The 24,682-nt window shown below is 42.2% G+C and carries 25 protein-coding genes; 8 read left to right on the plus strand and 17 right to left on the minus strand.

Annotated elements, in window-relative coordinates:
* Positions 1-45 precede the first annotated feature (45 nt).
* Positions 46-699 carry an isoprenoid biosynthesis glyoxalase ElbB gene (elbB, locus tag AAEY93_RS06025; protein WP_124012852.1) on the plus strand — a complete coding sequence of 218 codons (654 nt, stop codon included), beginning with the start codon at positions 46-48 and terminating at the stop codon, positions 697-699.
* An 82-nt stretch (positions 700-781) separates the two neighbouring features.
* Here the strand turns inward: elbB and glpG are convergent, their stop codons facing one another.
* The 5 genes from glpG to AAEY93_RS06050 form a co-directional block, all read right to left on the minus strand.
* Entirely contained in the window at positions 782-1,633 is an 852-nt protein-coding gene (gene glpG, locus AAEY93_RS06030; protein ID WP_124012851.1) for a rhomboid family intramembrane serine protease GlpG, read from the minus strand.
* Positions 1,630-1,938: a thiosulfate sulfurtransferase GlpE gene (gene glpE / locus AAEY93_RS06035; protein WP_101033353.1), complete on the minus strand. Its 309-nt coding sequence runs from the start codon at positions 1,936-1,938 to the stop codon at positions 1,630-1,632. The genes glpG and glpE overlap by 4 nt, the downstream gene beginning before the upstream one ends.
* 108 nt (positions 1,939-2,046) lie before the next feature.
* The gene (gene tdh, locus AAEY93_RS06040) at positions 2,047-3,072 is read right to left on the minus strand and encodes an L-threonine 3-dehydrogenase (RefSeq protein WP_124012850.1); all 1,026 of its coding nucleotides are present in this window, start codon (positions 3,070-3,072) and stop codon (positions 2,047-2,049) included.
* 94 nt (positions 3,073-3,166) lie between these two features.
* Positions 3,167-4,360 (minus strand): glycine C-acetyltransferase, encoded by a 1,194-nt coding sequence (locus tag AAEY93_RS06045; RefSeq protein ID WP_124012849.1) that lies wholly within the window; start codon positions 4,358-4,360, stop codon positions 3,167-3,169.
* 330 nt (positions 4,361-4,690) lie between these two features.
* Complete coding sequence (locus AAEY93_RS06050) at positions 4,691-5,350, minus strand: TetR/AcrR family transcriptional regulator (protein WP_101033350.1); 660 nt, start codon at positions 5,348-5,350, stop codon at positions 4,691-4,693.
* 117 nt (positions 5,351-5,467) lie between these two features.
* Here AAEY93_RS06050 and waaA point away from each other — a divergent pair, with 117 nt between their 5' ends.
* Entirely contained in the window at positions 5,468-6,730 is a 1,263-nt protein-coding gene (gene waaA / locus AAEY93_RS06055; protein WP_124012848.1) for a lipid IV(A) 3-deoxy-D-manno-octulosonic acid transferase, read from the plus strand.
* Positions 6,731-6,808: 78 nt separating this feature from the next.
* Here waaA and AAEY93_RS06060 read toward each other — a convergent pair whose 3' ends face one another.
* Positions 6,809-7,537, minus strand: a complete 729-nt coding sequence (locus AAEY93_RS06060; RefSeq protein WP_124012847.1) for a 3-deoxy-D-manno-octulosonic acid kinase — start codon at positions 7,535-7,537, stop codon at positions 6,809-6,811.
* A 109-nt stretch (positions 7,538-7,646) separates the two neighbouring features.
* Between AAEY93_RS06060 and AAEY93_RS06065 the strand changes: the two genes are divergently transcribed.
* Positions 7,647-8,678, plus strand: a complete 1,032-nt coding sequence (locus AAEY93_RS06065; protein ID WP_164839419.1) for a glycosyltransferase family 9 protein — start codon at positions 7,647-7,649, stop codon at positions 8,676-8,678.
* 42 nt (positions 8,679-8,720) lie between these two features.
* Here AAEY93_RS06065 and AAEY93_RS06070 read toward each other — a convergent pair whose 3' ends face one another.
* Both AAEY93_RS06070 and AAEY93_RS06075 read right to left on the minus strand, forming a co-directional pair.
* Positions 8,721-9,569: a glycosyltransferase gene (locus AAEY93_RS06070; protein WP_101033347.1), complete on the minus strand. Its 849-nt coding sequence runs from the start codon at positions 9,567-9,569 to the stop codon at positions 8,721-8,723.
* Between the two features lie 42 nt (positions 9,570-9,611).
* A complete protein-coding gene (locus tag AAEY93_RS06075; RefSeq protein WP_124012846.1) occupies positions 9,612-10,727 on the minus strand; it encodes a glycosyltransferase family 9 protein in 1,116 nt (371 codons plus the stop codon).
* A gap of 218 nt (positions 10,728-10,945) precedes the next feature.
* Between AAEY93_RS06075 and AAEY93_RS06080 the strand changes: the two genes are divergently transcribed.
* On the plus strand, positions 10,946-12,004 hold the full coding sequence (locus AAEY93_RS06080) for a CDP-glycerol glycerophosphotransferase family protein (RefSeq protein WP_124012845.1): 1,059 nt from the start codon (positions 10,946-10,948) through the stop codon (positions 12,002-12,004).
* A gap of 8 nt (positions 12,005-12,012) precedes the next feature.
* Complete coding sequence (locus AAEY93_RS06085) at positions 12,013-12,405, plus strand: FAD synthase family protein (RefSeq protein ID WP_124012844.1); 393 nt, start codon at positions 12,013-12,015, stop codon at positions 12,403-12,405.
* 94 nt (positions 12,406-12,499) lie between these two features.
* Here AAEY93_RS06085 and rfaD read toward each other — a convergent pair whose 3' ends face one another.
* Together rfaD and AAEY93_RS06095 are read right to left on the minus strand one after the other, a co-directional pair.
* A complete protein-coding gene (rfaD, locus tag AAEY93_RS06090; protein WP_124012843.1) occupies positions 12,500-13,453 on the minus strand; it encodes an ADP-glyceromanno-heptose 6-epimerase in 954 nt (317 codons plus the stop codon).
* A gap of 57 nt (positions 13,454-13,510) precedes the next feature.
* Positions 13,511-14,512, minus strand: coding sequence for a glycosyltransferase family 9 protein (locus AAEY93_RS06095; protein ID WP_124012842.1), 1,002 nt, complete (start codon positions 14,510-14,512; stop codon positions 13,511-13,513).
* A gap of 511 nt (positions 14,513-15,023) precedes the next feature.
* On the opposite strand from AAEY93_RS06095, the gene AAEY93_RS06100 reads away from it, so the two are divergent.
* The 3 genes from AAEY93_RS06100 to AAEY93_RS06110 all read left to right on the plus strand — a co-directional run bounded on the left by AAEY93_RS06100 (position 15,024) and on the right by AAEY93_RS06110 (position 17,897).
* Positions 15,024-15,779 carry a glycosyltransferase family 25 protein gene (locus AAEY93_RS06100; RefSeq protein WP_101033341.1) on the plus strand — a complete coding sequence of 252 codons (756 nt, stop codon included), beginning with the start codon at positions 15,024-15,026 and terminating at the stop codon, positions 15,777-15,779.
* Between the two features lie 103 nt (positions 15,780-15,882).
* Complete coding sequence (gene coaD, locus AAEY93_RS06105; protein WP_101033340.1) at positions 15,883-16,398, plus strand: pantetheine-phosphate adenylyltransferase; 516 nt, start codon at positions 15,883-15,885, stop codon at positions 16,396-16,398.
* Positions 16,395-17,897, plus strand: a complete 1,503-nt coding sequence (locus AAEY93_RS06110) for a capsule assembly Wzi family protein (protein ID WP_101033339.1) — start codon at positions 16,395-16,397, stop codon at positions 17,895-17,897. The genes coaD and AAEY93_RS06110 overlap by 4 nt, the downstream gene beginning before the upstream one ends.
* 95 nt (positions 17,898-17,992) lie before the next feature.
* Here the strand turns inward: AAEY93_RS06110 and mutM are convergent, their stop codons facing one another.
* From mutM to AAEY93_RS06145, 7 genes are all read right to left on the minus strand, one after another.
* Entirely contained in the window at positions 17,993-18,808 is an 816-nt protein-coding gene (gene mutM, locus AAEY93_RS06115) for a bifunctional DNA-formamidopyrimidine glycosylase/DNA-(apurinic or apyrimidinic site) lyase (protein WP_101033338.1), read from the minus strand.
* Positions 18,809-18,817: 9 nt separating this feature from the next.
* Positions 18,818-19,276, minus strand: a complete 459-nt coding sequence (locus tag AAEY93_RS06120) for a hypothetical protein (protein ID WP_124012841.1) — start codon at positions 19,274-19,276, stop codon at positions 18,818-18,820.
* 474 nt (positions 19,277-19,750) lie between these two features.
* Complete coding sequence (locus AAEY93_RS06125; protein ID WP_124012840.1) at positions 19,751-21,568, minus strand: bifunctional molybdopterin-guanine dinucleotide biosynthesis adaptor protein MobB/molybdopterin molybdotransferase MoeA; 1,818 nt, start codon at positions 21,566-21,568, stop codon at positions 19,751-19,753.
* Between the two features lie 17 nt (positions 21,569-21,585).
* On the minus strand, positions 21,586-22,176 hold the full coding sequence (mobA, locus tag AAEY93_RS06130; RefSeq protein WP_101033334.1) for a molybdenum cofactor guanylyltransferase MobA: 591 nt from the start codon (positions 22,174-22,176) through the stop codon (positions 21,586-21,588).
* Positions 22,160-22,909, minus strand: coding sequence for an energy-coupling factor ABC transporter ATP-binding protein (locus tag AAEY93_RS06135; RefSeq protein ID WP_101033333.1), 750 nt, complete (start codon positions 22,907-22,909; stop codon positions 22,160-22,162). The genes mobA and AAEY93_RS06135 overlap by 17 nt, the downstream gene beginning before the upstream one ends.
* A 1-nt stretch (position 22,910) precedes the next feature.
* A complete protein-coding gene (locus AAEY93_RS06140) occupies positions 22,911-23,618 on the minus strand; it encodes an ABC transporter permease (protein ID WP_101033332.1) in 708 nt (235 codons plus the stop codon).
* The gene (locus tag AAEY93_RS06145) at positions 23,615-24,379 is read right to left on the minus strand and encodes an ABC transporter substrate-binding protein (RefSeq protein ID WP_233768645.1); all 765 of its coding nucleotides are present in this window, start codon (positions 24,377-24,379) and stop codon (positions 23,615-23,617) included. Before AAEY93_RS06145 ends, AAEY93_RS06140 begins: the two co-directional genes overlap by 4 nt.
* Positions 24,380-24,682 lie beyond the last annotated feature (303 nt).

The following is a 24,682-nucleotide window of genomic DNA, read 5'->3' on the forward strand; positions in this document are numbered from 1 at the left end:
TGTTGTAATATTTACATTATCACTTAAAAGTTGAAGGAGGATGTCATGAAAAAAATTGCTGTGTTGTTGAGTGGCTGTGGGGTGTTTGATGGAACTGAGATTCATGAAGCCGTATTAACCTTGCTGGCGATAACGCGAGCGGGAGCACAATATCAATGTTTTGCTCCGGACATGACTCAAATGCATGTGGTGAATCATCTAACGGGTGAGGTCAACACAGACGAAACCCGTAATGTGTTAGTAGAGTCTGCACGAATTGCTCGTGGTGAAGTACTCAATGCCAGCACCTTAGAGATCAGTCAATTTGATGGTTTGGTTATTCCCGGTGGTTTTGGTGCCGCTAAAAATTTATCCAACTTTGCAACTACTGGCAGTAATTGTCATATTCAGCCTATTGTAGAGAACTTTATTCGTGAGTTTTCTTTGGCACACAAGCCTGTTGGTTTTGTGTGTATTTCACCTGTGATGATCCCTAACATTTACGGCAAAGGAGCTGTTGGCACCATTGGCACAGATTCAGAGACGGCTCATGCATTCAATGAAATGGGCGGTAAGCATAAAGACGTGCAAGTTGAAGATATTGTTGTTGATGAAGTGAATAAAATAGTCAGTACGCCAGGGTATATGTTAGCGACATCGATATTAGAGGCACATATTGGTATTGAGAAACTGGTCAATAAAGTACTCGAAATGGCTTAACGATTGGCGTTGAAAAGCACGGTTTATATGAGCCCATTAATGTCAAAAAAAGTGCCACCTAAGGTGGCGCTATTAGTGGTGATTAGCTGGTTTTAGCTTGTTGTGATTTTCTGCTATCAAATAATGCCTGAGCTAACCCGACACAGAGCCCCGCAATGTGGGCACCATTTGCAATTGGCATTCCAAGCACATCAGTAAAGCCCAAGACTAACCAAATGAGCATAAAAATCATATAAGATTGCGGTAAGCTAATACCACAGCTGGGTTTGCGAATACCCATTAACCAAGTGTAACCCACCACAGCATAAACGACGCCAGACAGCCCACCAAAATTAGGTCCTGTCATGTAAAACTGCACAATATTAGGCAAAGTGCCCGCTGCAACTAATAAAAACAGTAGTGGTCGAGTACCCAAATTGGTTTCAATTTTACCGCCTAAGTACCACCACCACAGTATATTAAAGATGATATGCATAGCAGAAAAGTGCATTAGGCTTGGCGTAAACACTCGCCAAACTTGGTTTAAACCACTGTCCGCAACGGCGCCGAAAAAAGATAACTGAGTAAAGATAGCATTGGCAAAACCAAGGTTCATGCCAGCGAAAATGGCAACACAAACAAAAAAGCAGATTAACGTCAGCGGGCCAGCACCTTTCATAAACTGTTGAATTAAGCCTTTTGTTCCCGGGCCATAGTCAAATTTAGTATTGGTAGCGCCGTTATCCCAAGATGCCTGTAAATACTTACTGTCGTATGGGTTTTTAGCAAACTCAATTAACTCGGCGCGGGCTCGGTTTTCATCAGCTGGGTTATTAATCTCTAGGCTAACACCCTGAGCATGAGCCACGGCATGACATTGAATATTTAACCCCTTGAGGTAATCAATAAATGCTTGTGCAGCACGTGCATTCGCGAGTTGGCCAATTTCTATCATGAGTTCGCTAAGCTCCAAGCACTGAAACCGCCATCTAGGCTGTAAACATCATCAAAACCTTGCTCATTTAAGTAGTTAGCGGCACTTTGGCTGCTCATGCCGTGATAACAAACGACGACCAAAGGTCTATCCATATCAGCACTGCTAGTGAATTGAGCTAAATTTTCATTAGTTAAATGGGTTGAACCTTCAATATGACCGGCGGCAAAACTGGCCGCATCACGAATATCAACAACTTGTACGTCGTTAGATTCCGTGGACATATGGATAAGCTCATTAATAGACAAATGTTTAAAACCTGACATGACATAACCTATAAAGTATACGAATAGCGATTGGACTTGGTTTAGTTTGCAACAAGGGGTTGTATAAATACAACCCCTTGTTGGTGTGGGTAACTCAGATATTAACGTTTAATCCCAGCTCAAGATAACCTTTCCAGACTGACCTGAGCGCATCGCATCAAAGCCTTGCTGGAAATCATCGACACTAAAATGATGAGTGATGATAGGGGACAAGTCTAAACCTGATTGGATTAAACTGGCCATTTTGTACCAAGTTTCAAACATTTCACGGCCATAAATGCCTTTGATGAGCAAGCCTTTAAAAATGACTTTACTCCAATCAATGGCCATCTCGCCGCCAGGAATACCGAGCATGGCAATTTTACCGCCGTGGTTCATGGTGTCTAACATTGCGTGGAATGCCGATGGCACACCTGACATTTCTAAACCCACGTCAAAGCCTTCTGTCATGCCAAGTTCTTTGATGACATCGTTAAGGTTTTCGTTGGCGACGTTGACGGCGCGGGTTGCACCCATTTTTCTAGCAAGATCAAGTCGGTATTCGTTCACATCAGTAATCACCACATGACGTGCGCCGACGTGTTTACACACTGCCGCAGCCATAATACCAATAGGGCCTGCACCGGTAATCAATACGTCTTCGCCGACTAAATCAAACGATAACGCGGTATGGACGGCGTTACCAAATGGATCGAATATAGCGGCTAAATCATCTGAAATATCAGCAGGGATCTTGAAGGCGTTAAAAGCAGGCAGCACTAAGTATTCGGCAAATGCGCCATCACGGTTAACCCCAACACCTGAAGTGTTACGGCATAAGTGAGTACGGCCAGCACGACAGTTGCGGCAATGACCACAGGTGATGTGACCTTCTCCAGATACGCGGTCACCAATACTGAACCCACGAACTTCCTGGCCCACATCGACGACTTCGCCGACATATTCATGGCCGGCAATCATAGGTACAGGGATAGTTTTTTGTGACCATTCATCCCAGTTGTAGATATGGACGTCAGTACCACAGATAGCCGTTTTACGAATTTTAATTAACAGGTCATTGTGACCCATTTCTGGTTTTGGTGCTTCGACCATCCAAATGCCTTCTTCAGGCTTTAACTTACTTAATGCTTTCATGTTGATGACCTATTTTTAATCGGAACTATCTTTAGCCTGGGCTATTGTTACGAGATGCTGTTATCAATCTATGCTTCGATGAATCTAGGTTAGATTAGATAATGCCCATTTCTTTACCAATACGGGTAAAGGCAGCAATAGCATGATCAAGTTGAACGCGAGTGTGCGCCGCTGACATTTGAGTACGAATACGCGCTTGGCCCTTGGGTACCACAGGGAATGAGAAACCGACCACGTAAATATGTTCTTGCAATAAACGGTTGGAAAAGTCACTAGCCAATTTAGCATCGCCAATCATTACCGGAATAATGGCATGATCTGCACCACCTAAGGTAAAACCTGCTGCAGACATTTGTTCACGGAAATAACGACTGTTTTCCCAAACGGCTTCACGTAGATCTTGACCTGTTTTTAGCATTTCAAGCACGCGAATTGAGGCGCTAACAATCGAAGGGGCTAAGGAGTTTGAAAACAAGTAAGGGCGCGAGCGTTGACGTAACCATTCAACCACTTCTTTTTTCGCCGCCGTAAATCCACCCGACGCGCCGCCTAATGCTTTGCCTAATGTACCGGTAATAATGTCGACACGATCCATTACGTTGCAATATTCATGGGTTCCACGGCCATCTTGACCGATAAAGCCTACGGCATGAGAGTCATCGACCATCACCAATGCACCGTATTTATCGGCTAAGTCACATACGCCTTGAAGGTTAGCAATCACGCCATCCATTGAGAATACACCGTCAGTGGCAATTAAAATATTCCGCGCTCCAGCTGCTTGGGCTGCAATAAGCTGGGTTTCTAAGTCGCTCATGTCGTTGTTGGCATAACGAAAACGCTTAGCTTTACATAAACGCACGCCATCAATGATTGAGGCATGGTTAAGTGCATCGGATATAATCGCATCCTCAGCATCTAAAAGAGTTTCAAATAAACCCGCGTTAGCATCGAAGCAAGACGAATACAAAATGGTGTCTTCCATGCCTAAAAATTCACTTAGGCTGGCTTCTAATTGCTTATGAATGTCTTGAGTGCCACAGATGAATCGTACCGACGCCATACCAAATCCGTGACTGTCTAAACCAGCTTTTGCTGCTTTGATAAGTTCAGGATGGTTGGCTAAACCTAAATAGTTATTGGCGCAGAAGTTAATCACTTCTTCACTGTTAACCTCAATGGCGGTTTGTTGCGCGGAAGCAATGATGCGTTCACTTTTGTATAAGCCATCGGCTTTTACATCGACAATTTGCTGATTAATTCGGTCGTAAAAAGAGGTAGATGCCACCTGTGTTCTCCTAAATATGGTTATTATGCTTATCCAAATCACGCAGTAAAACACTGCGATAAATGACAGGGTGTTTTGGAGTTATTGGCATTCTAACCTTTATTTTTGCTGCTCTACAGTGTTTTTTTAGTCGTCAGACCAAGATGAATTAGTTTAGGGCTAGCGACTTATTCACATTAAAAAAACTAATCATTAACATGGTGAGTGACTTGGGTGGAAATAGGGGGTAGCGAACACCTCAATAACAACTATTCTGATCTCAATTGTAGTCGGTTATTCGCAAAGTAGAAGATCGGTTACTGATACTTGATTAACCAATATATCGGCATTCTATTGCGCTGCGTTGTGGCGCTCTTGGCTGGCGATGTCTAAATAATGCTGTTCTAAGCGGCAGAATGTGGCGACAGAAGTTTGGGTCGAGTAAGCTTTAAAAATCATCAATACTCTTAATAAGCCATCGTATAAGGTGGCTTTAGTGATGGTTGATGTGCTGGATTGGGTTAATTGGTAGCTAATCCAGAAGCTGACCATCATTTTCAACGTGTCGGCAAGCGCGGTAACTTTACTATCCTCGATATCAAGGAAACCATCTTTTTTGAGTTTGCGGACCACATCACTTGAACGAGTTAGGACTTGTTGTTGCGCGTGTAAATAGCGTTTTTTGAGGGCATCATCACGGCTTAAAATATCGGCCAAGTTGGCATGCATAAACCTAAATTCCCATAAGGTATAGAACATGGCATCAAAGTAACCCATTAATAATTCGATTGTAATAGGCTCATCGTCATAAAGCTTAAAGCCTGACTCTAAATGACTTTCATATAAGCTAAAAATTGAATTAATGATGTCTTCCTTATTACGGAAGTGGTAGTACAAATTGCCCGGGCTAATGCCTAAGTGTGTGGCAATATGGTTGGTGGTAATACTGCGCTCACCGTGTTCATTGAACAGTTCTAAGCTGGCAAAAATGATTTTATCGCGAGTTTTCATGGGGTTTCCACATTCATTATTGGCTTATTGTCGCTCAAATAATTCGTTAAGCTGTCTTGATCTGAGTATGTTAGCATTGTGATTATCTGACAAGCAAAAATCGATGACTCATCTTACATGAACCGTATTGTTTATTCTTTCTTTCTCTATTTGTTTTTTCCGCTGGTGATTGTCTATCTAGCATTTCGGGCGATAAAAAGTGTCGACTATCGGAGTCGTTGGTCTGAACGCTTTGGTTTTGCCAATGTCACTCAAACCGATGTGCTGATCCACTGTGTCTCTATGGGAGAGACTTTGGCGGCTATTCCGTTAATTAAGCAGCTTATGGCTGCGCATTCTCAGTATTCGTTTACCGTTACAACAACCAGTCCTACCGGATCGGCTGAAGTGAAAAAAGCCTTTGGTGATAAGGTGCAGCATTGTTACTTACCGTTTGATTTTTCCTATGCCATCAAAGGTTTTTTACGCCAATTACAACCCAAAGTGTGCATTATTATGGAGACCGAGCTGTGGCCTAACTTGGTCCATTTTGCGCACCGGCAACAAGTGACATTGATTTTGGCCAATGCTCGACTGTCGCAAAAGTCAGCCGATAAATACGCGAATAAGCGTCGTTTAGCTGTGCCTATGTTAAACAAACTCAACTTGATTACCGTACAAACTCAACGTGAAGCCGATCGGTTTATACATTTGGGCGTGGACATTCAACGCATACATGTGTGTGGCAGTTTAAAGTTTGATCTCACTATTGACCCGACAAAAAAACACCAAGCAAATACGCTTCGTGCCCAGTGGGATCGGCTGAATTCACCGATTTGGGTTGCTGGGAGTGTTCATCCTGGTGAGTTTGAGGCGGTTTTGACTGCCCATAAGCAGCTATTAATTGTTTTCCCTGAGGCATTATTGATTATGGCGCCACGACACCCAGAACAATTTAATTTAGCCGCTATTACCGTAACCCAGTCTGGATTGACGTTAGCCAGACGCAGTATGAATGATGAGGTGAATAGCCAGACTCAAGTATTGCTGGGCGATACCATGGGTGAGTTGGTGATGTTATATGGTGCGGCAGATCAAGCGTTTATTGGCGGCACATTAATTAATAGCGGTGGCCATAATCCGCTTGAACCAGCGGCCATGGGATTACCTGTTTATGTTGGCCCTAATCATTGGGACTTTGCTCAAATCACCCAATTGCTTGCTGACGCCGGAGCATTAACCTGCATTACCTCTGCAGATGAATTAGCGCAAGGGTTACAACATAAATTTACCGATAGCCAGATGTATCACGCAGCATCCTCGGCGGCTCTCGCTGTGGTGGAACAAAATCGTGGTGCGTTATTGAAGCAATTTACGCTAATCAATAAGCTCATCGTTTAGCATTTAAGCGTTGATTAATTTGGAAATGGACCCTGGTAAGGGTCTATTTTCAATGACAAGATTACACACTGATTAGGTTTAAATCGGGTTGATGCTCTGGTAACCGGTAAGTAATTGCTGCCAATGTTGCTGATTAAAATGCAGCGTTGTCAGTTTGGCGAGCTCTTTTTTAAAAGAACGTAACAAACGGTCCAGATTAGCTTGTTGCCACGTAGCTTGCGGTGTACGTAACTCACCGCGATCAAAATCTATTAAATAAAATTTTCCGTGAGCCAATAAGATGTTTTTAGCATTGAGATCGGCGTGATATACCCCGCGCTGATGAAATTGGGCAATGGTTTCACCAAGTAAATACCACAGTGACTCTGTCATGGGGTGATGACTTAACTGCGCCACTAAATCGTTTGCCCCAGCAACATGTTCAATAATAATATCGGCTCGATACCATAATCCAAATCGTTCAACATTCGCTGCTATTGGGCGTGGAACCGCAAACCCTTGTTGATATAAGGTTTCGAGTATGGCCAATTCAGCCACCGCGCGGGTTCGTTGTAAGCCAGTATAGAGATAGGCATCACGGCTGAATTTTTCCATCATCCCACCACGCCAATAATGACGTAACACCCATGTTTGCGGTGAGTCGAGATCAGCGGTTTTGACAAACCAGGTGGTGTAGCGGCCCTTAGACTGACCGACAACGGCATTTTTTTTCTGCCAACCATCGACGGCAAAGTCTTGTGGTGCTAAGTGCTGGGCAGTGGTTTCACACCAGGCAATATGGCCAAGTTGAGTGGTTTTTATGTGCATCTAATTATCAATAGCATTGGTGAGATTGTGGATCGAAATAACATTATACCTTAAGATCACTCACTTGCCTTAACAGCCTTATTTTTCACTTAAGCATATTGGATAATCAATGAAAGCTGACTTTAGTGCGATACGTTCATTATGTTTACTGCGTTTATCTGCCATTGGTGATGTATGCCACGCTGTAGCAATGGTGCAGGCGATTCAAAAACAGTATCCAGACCTTAGCATTACTTGGATTATTGGTAAGGTTGAATATCAATTACTCAAGCACTTACCTGGCATTAAGTTTGTTATTTTTGATAAGTCCAAGGGCTGGCGAAGCTATGTGCAGTTACGCAGTGATTTACACGGTCAGCGCTTTGATGTGTTGCTGCACATGCAAGTTGCCCTGCGCGCAACCATAGCTTCATTAATGATTAAGGCGCGAGTGCGTGTCGGATTTGATAAGGCAAGAGCCAAAGAAGGTCAGTGGCTGGTAACCAACCACGCTGTTGAGCCATTGGCCACACCCCATGTATTAGAAGGGTTTATGGGCTTTGCTAACGCCATTGGTGTTAAAGACTTAACCCCTAGTTGGAACATTCCAGTACCCCAAGCAGACACTGATTTTGCTAAACAGCTGGTGGGCGATGATAAGGTGTTGGTGATTTGTGCTGCTGCCAGTAAAGCCGATCGAAATTGGCTACCAGAGCGTTATGCTGCAGTAGCCGATTATGCGGCTGAGCAAGGTTATCGAGTGATGTTGTGCGGCGGACCAAGCGCACTAGAAAAAACCTTAGCCGATGTTATCCAATCTCATAGCCAGCATCCATTGGATAACCAAGTAGGCAAGACATCGCTAACTCAGCTGCTTGCTGTGTTAAAACAAGCCAAGCTAGTGCTCGCACCTGATACCGGGCCATTGCATATGGCGGTCACTCAAGGCACACCTGTTATTGGTTTGTATGCTCATTCTAATCCTGGACGAACAGGACCCTATTTTTATCGTCAATACACCGTCAGTGTTTACCCGCAAGTGATAGCCATTCAATTTGATGCACCAGTGAAATGGGGCACGCGTGCTAAAGGTGAGCATTTAATGGCACTGATAGTGGTTGATGAGGTTAAGACTCAGTTTGATAAATTCATTAAGCAGTAAAAAGCTCGCCTTTAAGCGAGCTGTCATTATCTGAATTCGGGTTTAATATTTATATTTGCCACGGAATAAACCAAATATTGCACTCAGCAGTGGTATGGGGAGCTTTGTTTTTCGATGCTGTTTAAGCATATACCAATGCCAAGCTTGTTTTTTATACTCAATAATTTGTGCTTTAGTTAACGTATCGTTAAACATATCGCAGTAATCTATGATGTATTTTAATTCTCTCATCGGGATATCTTGACGATAACCTCTGCCAGAATAATGAATAAAATCAGATTTTTGATAATTATCGTAACCTAATAGCTGCATACGATTAAAGTTAGCTTCCACACCGATGCTTTTTATATTATCTCTTCTGATGAGATAGTTAATATAGGTTTGGTCGTAAAATTTAACCTTGTTGCAAATGGCCTGCATTTCTTCAATATTGGCTTTATCAAATAAGCCTGTTTCTTTTGAGACGAGAAACATCCCAGAGTTGTAATAAACGATCTTATCGTCTTCTTTTGGCCAGTCGACTTCGCCTAAGATAGTATTGATTTGTACCGCTTGCTCGCCACGATCCCGATAACAACCTTCGTTAAACATATAAACGGTATCAAGATCTGGATAGAGTTCAAATACGTCTCGAGCCCATGGCGTCACGATAATATCTGCATCTAGATACAGTACTCGGTCATATTGTTTGAGTATTTCAGCAATATATAGTTTTTCAGACCATGCCGGACTAGAGTCAAATTTAGGGTTACTTACATGAATGTTATAATGCAGTTGATCTGAAACGATGACATCAGCCCCAATTCTTTGGCCATAAGCTTTAAAGCTTGAAATGGCAGCGCGATACATTGGATTATCGCCAATAGCGAGTGTAAAAATAGCCTTCTTCATCCGTTCACCTTGCTTAGATTTATGTATTTTGGTGTTAAGTATTTAACTGAGAGAGTTCATTTCTTTATATTGTTGGAATACTCGATCAACGCTGATGTCTTCGATGTAACCTCTACCTTCTGTTGCATACATTACGTGCGACACCTCACTTTCCGGTGGCGCCCAATAAGGCTTTTTCTCACGCATCATCGCTAATAAAGGCCGTTGAGCAGCAAAAGCAAAGTGCAATATTGCCGTATCGACTGTTACCACAAAATCAGCGTGTGCAATGAGTGATGGTAGTTCAAAAAAATGTTCGTTTACGGTGAAAACAGCCACTTGTGTATTTGTTAGAGTGGTAAATTTTTCGGTTTCAACACTAACCGATTCAAAGTTTTCTTGAGTAACATTGATGATAAAACGCTGAGTCGGATCCATTGCTGATATTTTTTCAATCAGGGAAAATAACTGCGATAATTTCCAGTCTTTTTTATCATTAGTCGATAAGTGATTTAAAAAGATAAGTTTCCCTTGCTTTTTTAGGTCACTAAATTTGCCGTTTAACCACGACTGAGTAATGGGCTCAATGGCCTCAGGAACCTTTAAGGTAGGCATTAATTGCTCAGGTGGTAAGCTCAGTCCCAAAACCTGATTAAATATCATATTGTATCTATCAGTAATATGATGAGACTTAGGAAGGCTGTTTTCGTTCAATATAAAAATATGGTTTGAGTGACCAAAAAACAGTTTGTTTAACCATCCAAATGAAGCACTTTTAGGGATACTAGACACAATAAAAGCACTGTCGCTTATGCTGCGAGCGATGTGTGAATATTGTCGACTTTTACTGACTGAATGACAGAATATGATGTCATATTGACGCAGCTTTGCCTGCTCAATATGGCTTTGCATGGCTGATTTTGAATCAGTGCAGCCGTAAGTTAGCTTAAATACGCCTTCAGTATCCATCCATTGTTGTAAGATTTTACTTCGAGATAAGCGCCAACTATCACTATTACAACGAATATCATCTAACCAGATGTCGATTTCTATATGACCATATTGCTTTTTTAAAGCAATAAGAAAGGTTTTTAAGTAAAGAAAGTCACCTAGCGCAACTGGCGAAATAAACAGTAAGCGTTTACACGTTTGTAATTGCTTTGTGGAAACTATTGGCATATGAATAGACAGCTTAGTTGATAGTTATAATTGAAATAATACCTTGAAAAGAGCGCTTTTTGAATCAATACCTTGAGAAAATGAACCAGAAGTATTGATTTCATTTAATATCTGATTAGTTGGTTAAGAGGATTAGAGGTAGATTGAGGTGTGTTATCATTTATACTAGTGCTCTTTGTAAACTCTGATGCGGAATGATTGATAGGAATTAACTTGCGATGATTTGTTTTGATGTGTTACATCCCTATTATTTACCACAATATTTCCCTGTTGCTGCTGAGCTGAAGAAGCGTTCGGTTTCAGTTACCTATGTAATTTACAAGAGTGTTGATCAGCAGTCGGTATTGGAATCGCTTGTGAGCAAGCACCAACTAAACGTAGTGTGGGTCAATGATGAAGTTGAAGCGCTCGAATTTTATTTATTGAACAAGCCCAAATGGATTGTGTTCGGTAATGCATTTGCTTCAGCGTCACGCTTAAAAGGGATCAGTCAGACTGCCTTGATGCAGCATGGTGTCGGGCCAAAGTCGGTATATTATACTGTTTCAAAAGGCGATATTGAAGTTCGCTTTGTAGAAGGGCAATACCGTTTGAAGCGGTTACAGAATATGTTTCCTGAAAAAGTGTTCATTGATACGGGGTATGCCAAGTTAGATCCCATTATTCAAGGCGATGAACCGGGTTTAGACTTAGCCTCTTTAGGGTTAGATACCCGTAAAAAAACCTTATTATACGCGCCGACATTTTACCCAAGCAGTATTGAGGCAATGGCTAAAAATTGGCCCGCTGAATTTTCTGAATATAATATTTTGCTCAAACCGCATTATTTTTCGTTGAGCAAATTAAATTATAAAAAACAAAAAGCACTGCTTACTCATTGGGCAAGTTTTGATAATGTCTATTTAGCGCCAGCTGAAGAAGCCAATTTATTGCCTTTTATGGTCTCAGCAGACGTATTAATAAGTGATGCTTCTTCGGCTTTATTTGAGTTTGCAGCATTAAATAAACCTGTTGTTTGGTGTGATTTTTATCACTTACGGTGGTCTTATCGGGGGATTTTTAAATTTAGATTTAAAAATCGTGTTGATCAAGATTTATACCGCTACGCAGACATTGCTGCCCATGCCAAAACATATAAACAATTAAAGCAAGTTGTTGACCAGCAGATAGCAGACCCAGAGTTATTTGCCCCCCAAAGGACGCAATATACTGCAGAACTAGTGGGGGTTGTTGATGGCCTTTGTAGCCAGCGAATTGCTGACTATTTATTAAGCTAAGGATCTAGATGAACGTTATTACATTCGGTACTTTTGACATGTTTCATATTGGTCATTTAAATATTTTAGAAAGAGCGAAAGAATTAGGTGGCACATTGACTGTTGGAGTGTCATCTGATGCGCTCAATTTTAGTAAAAAACACCGAAATCCAATTTGTGATGAAAGAGACCGAATGAGGATTGTTGCTGCGTTGGCGTGTGTTGATAATGTTTTCTTAGAAGAGTCGTTAGAGTTGAAAGCTGATTATATTCAACGGCATAAAGCTGATTTCTTAGTTATGGGTGATGATTGGGCGGGACGTTTTGACCATCTATCTCATCTGTGTAAAGTGATCTATTTACCAAGGACACCAGCCATTTCAACAACCATGCTGATAGAAGTGGTTAAAGAAGTTAGATAATAAGTTAATCATTTTTATGTACAAAAAAATGCTATGGATATGAAAATACCATAGCATTTTTTATTGTCGACCAGTACGAGGGTTAACCCATTACTTACTGGCCAATGAAGTGCTGGGTTTTAAGCCAGTTTAAATATTCAGGTACAGCTTGTTCAACCGTTTTAAACTCGCCTTGGTAACCTGCCGCTCTTAACTGGTTTAAGTCAGCTTGGGTATAACTTTGGTAAGCACCTTTAAGCTTGTCAGGGAAAGGAATGTACTCAATGTGTCCTTTTCCATGATACGCAATGACGGCATTGGCTACATCATTAAAGCTTTGTGCTTGGCCGGTACCGCAATTATAAATCCCTGACACAGATGGATTCTGCCATAACCACAAATTAACTTTTACCACATCTTCCACAAACACAAAATCGCGCAGTTGCTGACCATTATCATATCCATCAACACCCTCAAACAAGCGACATATGCCGTTGGCGTTAATTTGGTTGTTAAAGTGGAAGGCAACACTGGCCATACCGCCTTTATGTTGTTCACGGGGACCATAGACGTTGAAATAACGTAAACCAGCGACTTGGCTGGTCAGTTCTTGTTGTCTCACGTACTGATCAAACAAGAACTTAGAGTAAGCATAAACATTGAGTGGCTTTTCAAATTCACGCTGTTCAATAAATTTCTCGCTGCCGCCATAGACTGAGGCTGAAGATGCATAGATAAATTGACAGTCATTGGCTTGGCTATAATGCAACAACGTTTTTGAATACTCGTAGTTATTTGCCATCATAAACTTGCCATCCCACTCGGTGGTCGATGAGCAAGCACCTTGATGGAAAATGACCTCTATTTTATGATCAAAGTCGCCGGCTTTGATTTGCTGGATGAAGTCGTCTTTATCGAGATAGTCGGCGATTTCACAATCGGCCAAATTAAACATTTGCGTACCGTCAGTTAAGTCGTCTACCGCAATAATGTCATTACGCCCCATGGCATTAAGTTGTTTTACTAAATTACTACCAATAAACCCGGCTGCGCCTGTCACAACTATCATATTCGTATTTCCATTATTGTTGCTCGCGATGAGCTTAATTTAACACACTGCGACAATCTAAGATTGTTTGTTCAAAAAGTCGGCTATGTCATTCGATACCTGATCAAAGTTGATTAATGCCATATTACGACCGGTTCTTTTTCCTACTGGGGGCGTATAAGCAAATCGCTTGCTGGGTTCAGATAATGTTCCCCATCTAATATGGGGTGTTGAGCGTCTTCCTGCGTAAAATCCAACCGTGGGCACATTATGTAACCCCGCGATATGTAGCGGCCCTGTTGAGCCAGCAATAAACATATCTGCTGCGACCAATGACTCGGAAAAATCAATCAACCGATCAAGCGGTTTAGCTAACGATATGTTGATTGAAGTATTGGCCAGTAGAGCTTGAATTTCTTCTGCAAGCTCCCGTTCACTGCCATTGAATGTTAAAACGAAGTGGCATGCTGACGGGGTCATTCTATCAATATTTATGATCAACTTAACGAGCTTTTCTATCGGGACGCAACCAGAAGACCCGCCAGTACCGGGATGAATAAAAATCAGCTTTTCATTGGCTAATTTTTGGTAATATTCTTGCCAATATTGCTTACGAGCACTCATATCCCAAAATCTATTGGGCAGTGCAGGGATGGCATAACCGTGGTGAGTTAAGAAGTGCTCCACTAGCATGCACGCTCCTCGCCAGCAACCTTCACTGTTTAAGTATTCATTGCTTGCCCGATGCTGATATAAATACTGATACCAATTATGTTTGGGAACTAATTTATAAGGAATGTTGCTTTTGTTAAGGATTTTATAAATTCGAAATTCTGATAAAAGGACTATTACTGCATCGTAATGTTGCTGCGCAATGTGCTCTGCAATACTTGCATCATCTTGTGAGTCGATGAGGGTGTTATCTACATACGGACAGGCTTGTGCAAAAGACTTAACAACCGGCGCGACAAATACATCAATTGTTGCATCTGGCATCGCTTTCCTGAGTAGGTAAAGTGCTGGCCATGTCAGTACAAAATCACCAATTTTATCGTGCTTAATGACTAAGATTTTTTTCATGAGAATATCTAAAAAGTAAAAATTAACTCAATTCCATCGGATGATGGGGCTCATTATATTGTCAATACTAACGATTTACTCAACCATTATCATGACTGGAGTAAGGGTTTTGACAGAGTATATCAACTCAAGACGGTTTGTTGATAGTTTTGCATTAGTAATTGTCCCTAGGGTTAACTATTATCGTTTTGGCGTGCTATTTTTGGCTAATAAAGTTGTTGCTAGGAATTTTTTAACAACAAGCTAAAGCCCGATTATTAGTGATATACTCTCAAATCTCTCACTGTCATAATGGTGAAATGCACGTGAGTGAAAGGACGTAAAATAACTACTGACTTGATAAAGGTTTTTCTTCAATTTATTCAATGGATTAAATAAAATGTCACTAGGCAAAGTAACCTAACTGTAGCATCTACCATTTTATTCAGCAGTTTGTTGTTATTACTGAATATTTTAGGCTTAAATATCAGTAGTTCAACAAGATTAAAATTGTTTTTGGGTTAGTAATATTATGAAATTTAAAGTTTTTTTAATTAATTTAGATAGCAGTACTGAACGGTTTACGTTCATGGATGAACAGCTCAAACAGTTAGGTATCCAGTACCAGCGTATTTCTGCCGTATACGGTAAAGAGTTACGCGATGTCGATATTGCTAAAGTATACGATCCGCAAACAAACCTCCAAAAGTACGACAAAATGCTTAATTTGGGTGAGATTGGCTGTTATCTTAGCCATGTCCAATGCTGGCAAATGATTGTTGAACAGCAGTTAGATTACGCATTAATTCTTGAGGATGATTCTGTCTTAGATCCCGGATTAATGACGGTTATGCAGCATATTGATAATCTTTCTACTGACTGGGATTACATCAAACTGTGTCATGGGCGTAAACAGAAAGGCATTGTAAAATCGATAGCGCTTGATGATCGTTTTAGTCTGTCTACGTGCTTAAAGTTGCCGGCTTCTACTCGCGGTCAGTGTGTGTCATTGGCCGGAGCACAAAAATTATTGGCAACGACATACCCTATTGCTCGCCCAGTTGATATCGATATTCAGTATTGGTACGAAAAACACTTGCGTTGCTTTGTTGTCAGACCTTTCCCTGTGATCGGTACCGATTTCGAAAGTGATATCAGTCGCCACGGGAAACGCAATAACGCTGAGCGTCACCATTTGCTGCGTATTTGGCAAAAAGTGAAATACGAGCTGAAATTATCGAAGCATAAAAAACAATTGCCACCACTTCCCAGAACAAAAAGACAGTAATTTAGTCATGTGACATTTGCCAATACGTGAACGTGATGGTGATTTATCCTGGCGATGAAAGTAGATAAACTAGCGATTATAACGGTAAGGTAAAGGCGATATTATGCACAGAAGAGCGGTTTACCCAGGAACCTTTGACCCTGTAACCAATGGTCATGCCGATTTAATCGAACGTGCAGCACGCTTATTCAAGCACGTGATTATTGGTATAGCATCAAATCCTTCTAAGCAACCTCGCTTCTCTCTTCAAGAGCGTGTCGCCCAAGTTAATTTGGTGACAGCACATTTAGACAATGTTGAGGTTGTCGGTTTTACGGGGTTGTTGGTTGATTTTGCCAAAGAACAGCGAGCGAGTGTGTTAATTCGTGGACTGCGTGCAGTATCCGATTTTGAATATGAGTTTCAGTTAGCAAACATGAATCGTCGTTTAAGCCCTGATCTTGAAAGTGTATTTTTGACACCCGCGGAAGAAAATTCATTTATTTCTTCTACGCTAGTGAAAGAAGTGGCATTACACGGCGGCGATGTGAGTCAATTTGTTCATCCACAGATCGCCGCTGCATTAAAGCAAAAAGTAGCGCAAAATCAAGCTGATAATAAGGGCGATGTAATATTATGATACAAGGATTTAGTCGGTTAACTAATGTGGTCGCTGCAATAGGGTTAAGCGCTATGATGACCTATAGCAGTGCTCAAGCGGCACCATGGGTCGATACCTCTGACATCTATTTACGTGCAGATATTCAAGCTTTAGCGGATGCTGGAGTGATTAGTGCGCCAATTAATACGTTTCCATTGATGTGGTCTGGTATAGGGGCTGATCTAGCTCAAGCTGAACCGGCGTTATTAACGCCTGATTTGGTGGATGCATTTGCTCGGGTTAATTTTTACTACCAAAATGCCGTTGGCAATCGTGGTAACACCAGTATAAAAGTGGCCGCGGCAACAGATGCGGCGCGTTTTCAGCATTTTGGCTCTGATTATCGTGAAAAGGGCCAGTTACAAGGCTCACATGAATACACTGGTGAGCGATTTTCGTATAAAATTTCAGCATCTGCTAATTATAACCCTGCAGACGACGAAGAAATCCGTTTAGATGATTCTTATATTGCGGTGGTGCTAGGTAATTGGATTGTGACTGCCGGCAGTGTTGGCCAGTGGTGGGGACCTGGATTTGACTCCTCACTTCATAAATCAAACAATGCCCGGCCAATGCCGTCTTTAATGGTCAGTCGTAATAATTCACAAGCATTTGAAACACCTTGGCTGTCATGGATAGGCGATTGGAGCTTAACCGGTGGCGTGAGTGTGACCGAAGAAGATCGTTATGCTCCGCATACCCTATTATGGAATCTTCGTGGTGCCATTAAGCCATTTAAGCAGTTAGAAATTGGTTTATCTTGGACCACACAGTTTTGTGGTGAAGGTCAAGAATGTAGCTTTAATACCGCCATTAAATCAATTACTGGTCAGCGAGACTGTCGAGCAGATAATGTTGATGAAGTAGGCTGTTCAAACTATGGCAATCAGATGGCGGGCTTCGATGTTAGATATGCTGATACATGGTTTAATGTGCCTGTGGGCTTGTATCTAGAACGCACCTGTGAAGATTCAAAAGGCGATCCATGGCAAATTGTTGACTGCGGCAAAATGGTCGGTGCGGACACGCGCTTTAATATTGCCAAACAACAATATAAATTATTTGTCGAGTACACCGATACCATGGTGTATTGCGGTGAAGATAAAGACCAGTTTAACTGTTTTTATGAACACTCCACTTATCAAAGTGGCTCGCGATATTATGGCCGCGCTTTTGGCAGTACCTATGACAGTGATGCCAATGTTTATGCATTAGGGTTAATTGGTCAGTTCGATAATAGCCATGGTTTTACCTCGATACTCCGTTATGCTCAACTGAATAAAGATGGTGCTAATCGCGGTGGTGTGTGGGCGCCGCAACCCTTAAAAGAAGATATCATGATGCTGGAGCTATCATATCGTTTGCCGATGTTTAATGGCATGTTGACCTTAGGTGGTAGTGTGGCTAATTCTGAATTTGACGTCCAAGACGATGATACTCAAGGCACAGCTTTTTCGACTTACGAATATAAATTTTAAGCGTTATTGTTGATTAGCCGAGTTGAGGTTGATGATATAAGGGAGCCAATGGCTCCCTTTTTTATTTGCTAATCAAAATGGTATTACTTATGGGACTATCGTTGCTGGCACAGACCGCAAAATACCGTAGTACGTTGGCCCAATTTTATCTCAGTTAATAAATTGCCACAGGCGGTACAGGTTTCTCTACCGCGACCATAAACATGTAGCTTTTGGGCAAAATAACCTGGCTTGCCATCGGCATTGGTAAAATCTTTTAAGGTTGTCCCACCTTGCTCAATAGCGTGAGCCAAAATTTGCTTTACTTCATTTACTAGGATCGTTAACCGTTCTAAATCAATACTGCCAGCGGCTGCCTGTGGGTGTATTCCTGCCGCAAAGAGCGCTTCGTTAGCATAAATATTACCCACACCCACCACGATGTGGTTATCCATTAAGCACAGTTTGATCGCTTTTTTCTTAGCGCTTAATGCCGCTTGCAATTGTGTTGGCGTAAAGTGCTGACTCAGTGGTTCTGGGCCGAGTTTTGATAGCAGTGGGTGAGCTTCTTCGGGCAATTCGTACCATAACCATGCACCAAAGCGGCGGGGGTCATTAAAGCGCAACATGCGGCCGTTTTCGAGTACTAAATCAATATGGTCATGTTTTTCGACTGGGGTATTGCGTGGCAAAATACGTAAACTGCCTGACATGCCTAAATGCACTATGGTCATGCCTGCATCGGTATCAATTAATAAGTATTTGGCGCGGCGGCGAACATTATTAATGCGTTGGCCAACAATGTTTTGCGCAACGGCAGGTACAGGCCAACGTAGCGAGGCATTACGCACAATCAATTCACTCACCGTTTGTTCGATAAGGTATGGACTGATCCCTTGTCGGGTCACTTCAACTTCTGGTAATTCGGGCATAATGACTCATTATTTTGATTGAGAAGGAATCGCGAGAATAGGTTGTAACTCGACGCGCAAACTCGGTGGCACTTGATACCAATTCTGTTTGGATGATTGCAACAAGCCTTCATTTGGAAAGTAGCGCCATAGCTGTGCCGTTTGCATATTATCGATAGCAATAGATAATTTTTGCTCTTTAAGGCTATGTTCCGGCGGATCCGTTAATGGAGAGACACTAATATTTTGCCACGACTGTGCCCATTGCTGACAATTGAGCACCTGCGAATGACACTGCCACAGGCCGTCTTGTTGGCTTAACCAAATACCATCAAGTTGTAATTGTTTTAGGTGGAGCTGGGGATCAAATAAAGGCACTGTATCATTGGGAACATTGGCGGTTTTGTCATTGATAAAAGACAACACCGCAATCATAAATATGCTGGCCCCCATGATGATGTAGTTCCAACTTTTACGAGATAGCGCCATACATTACCCTTACTCGATTCATTTTGTTTGTCTCAAAGCGACATGGTGCATGTTTGATGGTTAACCTCAGGTCGGGATATAAACAGTTATTTGTCCCGCTAACATTGTTGCATTGACTTGCAACAGGCTAGCTGTTGACGGATCAATGGGCCTTATTAACAAAAAAAGTCACCAGTTTGATATGAAATAGACCAAATATTATGATTTTGGCTTACTTATCCCATCTCTTAACCTGAGTTGAGGTTAGTTATAATTTGAGTGTATCACTCGCTAAGTAAAAAACAATCGGCTCATCAGTCACTTGGTGTGAATTGAAGCGGCGATTTACGCGTAGGCATTAACCTCTCGGACATAGTACGAAAGAGGTTAAGGTTTTAGCTTAAAATGATGATATTTTTTGGTTTAGCTTGCCCTTACCAGCCTCGCGGTAGCCGTAGTGATGAATACAACGACTATCGCGGTGAGCGTTATCATTTACAGTAAATCAGCAAATGGCTGAATAAACACCGATTCACCCGCAGGTATGGTGGCGGTGTCATCGTCAATGACAATAAGGCAATTGGCACTGACCATTGAACTGAGCATTCCTGAGCCTTGTGCGCCAGTGGTACTGACATGGATTTTGCCATCTGACCCAATAGTATAAATACCGCGTAAAAACTCAGTGCGGCCAGTTTTACTTCGTAATGGATGCTGCGCTATCGCTGGAATAAATTGTGGCTGCCAGTGAGACTCACCTGCCAATTTACGGATAGCAGGTTGCACAAACTGTAAAAAGGCCACCATAACGGCAACGGGATTACCCGGTAAGCCGAAAAACAAGCTTCGATCAATGTTCCCTACTGCGAGTGGGCGGCCTGGACGCATATTAATTCGCCAAAATTGGGTGTTGCCAACATTGGCGAGTGCCGTTTTAATGTAATCGGCATTGCCCACTGACACGCCTCCAGAGCTAATCACCACATCGGCTTGTTCCGCTGCACTGCGCAACGTGGCGGTGAGTATTTGTTCATTATCTTCAATAATACCTAAATCGATAACCTGACAACCGAGCTTTTTAGCCATCGATATTATCGTGTAGCGATTTGAGTCATAGATACAGTTTGGTTTGAGTGCTTGTCCTGGTTGGCTGACTTCATCACCGGTTGAGAATACCGCGACAACCGGACGTTGAAACAGTGGTAATTGGTTAAAGCCAAGCGAGGCCAGTAAACCTAGTTCTGCCGCACTTAAACGTGAGCCTGCCGCTAACGCAACGTCACCTTTAGCGATATCTTCTCCGGCTAAACGAACATGTTGACCTTTTACCACCTGTTCAGATTCAAGGATGGTGATAATACTATCGTGTTCCGAGACCAATTCACGTGCCTGAATCGTATCCGCTCCTTGAGGAACGGTCGCGCCAGTCATAATGCGCACCGCTTCACCGGGGCGCAATATATCAGGGTAATGATGACCCGCGAGCACTTCACCGACAACCTTAAGCGTTGCTGATGTTGCTAGATCGTTCAATGCGAACGCATAACCATCCATTGCTGAATTTGTTTGTTGCGGCACATTCACGCTAGAGATAATGTCATGCGCCAATACTCTATTGTCGATATCAATCAGGTTAAGCGACTCGATGCGTTCAAGCGGCGTGATTTGTGCTAATACTTCAGCAATACCTTGGGATACCGTAAGGCCACTTTGCGCATCAGATGCTGCAGTTTGCAGTGTTTCAGTGAAATCGATTGGTAATTTTACCGCGGTAGGTTGCCATGCCTGTTGGTAATGTTGTACAAAGTCAGCAATTTGCGCAACATTGTTTAAGTCTAAGCGAGTTAAAGAATCATCCACTGTCGTATCATCACAGCACGCGATAGCAACGATATTGTCATCATGAATATGAATCAAAGGTTTATGGTGTGCCGCGCGGTGCAATTCTATTTTAGGCAACGCCAGTTTTTTAAACCCTTCTACCAAGACAATATCGACTTTATCCGCATCAATTTGGCTGAGTAAATGTTGCAATTGTGGATCGTCATCGACAAGATCTTCAGTCATTAACGCCCAGCGCACATGAGAAGCCACTAATACTTGCCTTGCCCCAGCTTTACGCATCTCGAAACTGTCTTTACCGGGAATATCGACATCAAAATTATGGTGTGCATGCTTGATAACCGCTAAACGTATACCGCGTTGATTCAATAACGGAATAAGTTGTTTCAGTAAGGTGGTTTTGCCGGTGCCACTGTATGCACAGAAGCCTAAAACGGGGATCGGCAATGGATTGGTAAATAGTGCTGTCATGAAGTACCTCTACTGAATTACTTGGCAATTTGCTTTGCTAACTGGTGTTTTTGTTCTGGTGTATTGATGTTAACGAATGCATTGGGTTGGTCGGCAAAACTTTCTACTGCCACTTTATGTTGGTTGTACCATAAATCAATTTTGCGCTCTCCCGCATCCAAGAAAGCCTGCATTGATGTCACTAGATGAGGTTTTAATAGTAATACTACGGGTTGTTCATACTCTCCATCACTGGCCACAGCAAGGTCAGCCTGCTGTTGCTCTAAAGCCGTCAACAACCTTGCGGCTAAGTCAGTCGGCAACATAGGACAGTCACAAGGGACAACAAGAAGATAATCGGCTTGAGTCTTTTTTAAGGCGGTGACCATTCCGGCTAGAGGCCCTAAATAACCACTGTCTTGGTCGCTAAAGACGGTGTAGCCCCATTGCTCATATTGAGCTTGGTTTCTATTTGCGTTAATCAGAATTTGGTTAACTTGAGTCGTTAGCTTATCAATAGTATGACAAATCATGGCTTGGCCATTGAGATCCACTAAGCCTTTGTCATTGCCTCCCATACGTCTAGCCATGCCGCCGGCTAAAATCACCGCATCAATTTGAGGTGCCATAATGTAATTCCGTAGTGTGGGTATCATGTAAATCGTCTGATTGGGGTACATGAATACTGGTATGAATAGTGCGTTGTTTTATATGCCAATGTTGTTGGCACAACGCGGTCAGGCCACAGGTTTGATGACTGCTGATTATCAGTCCCGTACCGTCTTGTTTTAATTGATTAATCATTGCGAGGACCAAACGCTGTGAGTGCTTGTCCATATTTGAAATAGGTTCATCAAGCATTAATAGTTTAGGTTGTGCTATCCAAGCTCTTGCAATAGCAAGACGTTGACGCTCTCCACCCGATAGATCACTCGCATCATGATCGAGTAAATCGGTTAATTGAGCCATATGAATGGCTTGTTGGATGCGCTTTTTTCGTTGTTCCGGTGCTAAAGCCCGCTGATCTAAGGCGTAGGTTAAGTTGTATCTTACTGAGCCTTCAAAGAGATAAGGATGTTGATGCAAATAGACCGCTTTACCCAGCATTGATGCCGATCTCCACCATGCTTGAGGAGCAAATCCTTGGCTAGTTATCTGGCCTTGACTTGGTTTAATTAACCCCGCGAGGAGCTTCATTAAGGTTGATTTACCGGAACCATTATCACCTTGCAGATAGATGACATCCCCCTGACTAAAATGCAAATTGTCTGCGCTAAACAATAACTGCTGATTAAATGTTATCAGTAGATTTGTCGCATGAATACTGACCAATGGTGTGTCTGAATGATGAGATAATGTCATCTTAGTGACTCCTTGGGAGGGCCTTGCCTCGCAATGAACCTAAAATGAAGTTTAGCACTAAGGCTAATATTAATAACACCAATCCTAGCGCGATAGCTTGGGCAAAATCACCTTTGCTTGTTTCAAGCGCAATTGCGGTGGGAATATTACGAGTAACATTCATAATATTGCCACCCACCATCATCGAGCAACCCACTTCGGTCAAAATGCGGCTAAACGCAGCAATAATGGCTAACAATAGCGGTCCTCGCAGTTCTCGACACAAGGTCCAAATCGCACGTAACCATGAAGCACCTAATGTGCGAGAGGTTTCCCAAGCTCTACGATCCACACTTGCAAAAGCGGCCTGGGACAATGCGATTAATACCGGAGCACAAATGAGCATTTGGCCTAAAATCATCCCTTTTTGAGTAAATAGCCACTTTAAATCACCCAAAACACCATTACGAGTCAACAATAAATACACGAGCAAACCGATGACCACAGTAGGAATCGACTGCAATGTTTGCACCAGGTTTGTCACGATCCAACGGCCTCTAAAATGGCTAAATGCAAGGATAAAGCCTAGCATCATCGACGGAATAATGGTGATCAACAATGCGGCAAAAGACACCGAAAATGAGATGTTAATAATTGCCCACACATGAGGGTCAAAAGAGAGCAGCAAGCTAAATGCTTGCTGCAATAGGACTAACCAGCCGTCACTCATTTTTTATAAGTTGCCTTAAACAATTGCTCTCCTTGGACTTTATAATTATTAATCAATGTTTGCGTAGCAGGACTGATAAACCAATCGCTTAATGCTCTTGCACCTTTATGATTTAAATCTGGGTATTTTGCTGGATTGATCAACATGATTTGGTAAGGGTTAGCCAATTCTGCGCCGCCTTCAAAGCTAATATTAAGATCGAGTTTAGCTTTATAAGCAATATACGTACCGCGATCTGCTAACGTATAAGCTTGTAATTCATTGGCCATTAATAAGGTTTTACCCATACCTTGGCCAACAGAAGTATAGCCGTTAAATTCAGGTTTAACGCCCGCATTTTTCCAAATGATTAATTCTTTCATGTTAGTGCCAGAGTTATCACCACGGGATACAAATGTACTTGGCTTATGAGCGATTTTGCTGAATGCTTCAGTCACGTTTTTGCTCGACTTTATTGCAGCAGGATCATCTAGCGGTCCTAATACAACGAAATCATTTTCCATGATCCCGCGAGGCTCAATACCGTAACCGTCAGCGACAAATTTTGCTTCGGCCGCAGGGGCATGAGTCATCACTACATCAACATCTCCCTGAGTTGCCAGCTTCAACGCTTTACCCGTACCCGTTGCAATCACCTGCACACTGTAGCCCGATTCAGCTTCAAATTTAGGTAACAAGGCGCCGAGTAATCCTGAGTTTTCAGTACTGGTCGTGGTCGCTAATTTGATCACGTCATTTGCGAGTGCCGTAGGACTGAACATTGCTCCGCTGAGTACTGATGCCGCTAACAGAATACTAGCGCTTGCTTTGAGTTTTAACATTGCCGCTCCTTGATATATTAATAGTCGTGATGTCCATCGTGAATCAATGTACAAAATATTAAGCCATTTTGCTTAATTACCAATGCAATAAGCAAGTTAGATGCCAAGCAGTGTTAATGCAAATAGAGTTCACGCATAAAACTGAAACTGTGAACTTGCTCCCAAGCTTTAATTATTTATGATAGACAAATTGTCCCATGATCACTTTTCTATGGTTCATAGTGACCAAGTCATTTGCATTCA

Origin of the sequence: Shewanella sp. CAL98-MNA-CIBAN-0140, from assembly GCF_040309905.1 — a bacterium.
Taxonomy (GTDB): domain Bacteria; phylum Pseudomonadota; class Gammaproteobacteria; order Enterobacterales; family Shewanellaceae; genus Shewanella; species Shewanella psychromarinicola.

Coding starts and splice junctions, on each gene's coding strand:
- AAEY93_RS06075 (WP_124012846.1), bottom strand. CDS start 10,727: ATGCCAATAGTTTCCACAAAGCAATTACAAACGTGTAAACGCTTACTG.
- coaD (WP_101033340.1), top strand. CDS start 15,883: ATGCACAGAAGAGCGGTTTACCCAGGAACCTTTGACCCTGTAACCAAT.
- AAEY93_RS06095 (WP_124012842.1), bottom strand. CDS start 14,512: ATGAAAAAAATCTTAGTCATTAAGCACGATAAAATTGGTGATTTTGTA.
- glpG (WP_124012851.1), bottom strand. CDS start 1,633: ATGATAGAAATTGGCCAACTCGCGAATGCACGTGCTGCACAAGCATTT.
- AAEY93_RS06125 (WP_124012840.1), bottom strand. CDS start 21,568: ATGACAGCACTATTTACCAATCCATTGCCGATCCCCGTTTTAGGCTTC.
- AAEY93_RS06070 (WP_101033347.1), bottom strand. CDS start 9,569: ATGAAGAAGGCTATTTTTACACTCGCTATTGGCGATAATCCAATGTAT.
- AAEY93_RS06100 (WP_101033341.1), top strand. CDS start 15,024: ATGAAATTTAAAGTTTTTTTAATTAATTTAGATAGCAGTACTGAACGG.
- tdh (WP_124012850.1), bottom strand. CDS start 3,072: ATGAAAGCATTAAGTAAGTTAAAGCCTGAAGAAGGCATTTGGATGGTC.
- AAEY93_RS06110 (WP_101033339.1), top strand. CDS start 16,395: ATGATACAAGGATTTAGTCGGTTAACTAATGTGGTCGCTGCAATAGGG.
- waaA (WP_124012848.1), top strand. CDS start 5,468: ATGAACCGTATTGTTTATTCTTTCTTTCTCTATTTGTTTTTTCCGCTG.
- AAEY93_RS06140 (WP_101033332.1), bottom strand. CDS start 23,618: ATGAGTGACGGCTGGTTAGTCCTATTGCAGCAAGCATTTAGCTTGCTG.
- glpE (WP_101033353.1), bottom strand. CDS start 1,938: ATGTCAGGTTTTAAACATTTGTCTATTAATGAGCTTATCCATATGTCC.
- mutM (WP_101033338.1), bottom strand. CDS start 18,808: ATGCCCGAATTACCAGAAGTTGAAGTGACCCGACAAGGGATCAGTCCA.
- rfaD (WP_124012843.1), bottom strand. CDS start 13,453: ATGATAGTTGTGACAGGCGCAGCCGGGTTTATTGGTAGTAATTTAGTA.
- AAEY93_RS06145 (WP_233768645.1), bottom strand. CDS start 24,379: ATGTTCAGTCCTACGGCACTCGCAAATGACGTGATCAAATTAGCGACC.
- elbB (WP_124012852.1), top strand. CDS start 46: ATGAAAAAAATTGCTGTGTTGTTGAGTGGCTGTGGGGTGTTTGATGGA.
- AAEY93_RS06080 (WP_124012845.1), top strand. CDS start 10,946: ATGATTTGTTTTGATGTGTTACATCCCTATTATTTACCACAATATTTC.
- AAEY93_RS06120 (WP_124012841.1), bottom strand. CDS start 19,276: ATGGCGCTATCTCGTAAAAGTTGGAACTACATCATCATGGGGGCCAGC.
- AAEY93_RS06050 (WP_101033350.1), bottom strand. CDS start 5,350: ATGAAAACTCGCGATAAAATCATTTTTGCCAGCTTAGAACTGTTCAAT.
- AAEY93_RS06135 (WP_101033333.1), bottom strand. CDS start 22,909: ATGACATTATCTCATCATTCAGACACACCATTGGTCAGTATTCATGCG.
- AAEY93_RS06085 (WP_124012844.1), top strand. CDS start 12,013: ATGAACGTTATTACATTCGGTACTTTTGACATGTTTCATATTGGTCAT.
- AAEY93_RS06065 (WP_164839419.1), top strand. CDS start 7,647: ATGAAAGCTGACTTTAGTGCGATACGTTCATTATGTTTACTGCGTTTA.
- AAEY93_RS06060 (WP_124012847.1), bottom strand. CDS start 7,537: ATGCACATAAAAACCACTCAACTTGGCCATATTGCCTGGTGTGAAACC.
- mobA (WP_101033334.1), bottom strand. CDS start 22,176: ATGGCACCTCAAATTGATGCGGTGATTTTAGCCGGCGGCATGGCTAGA.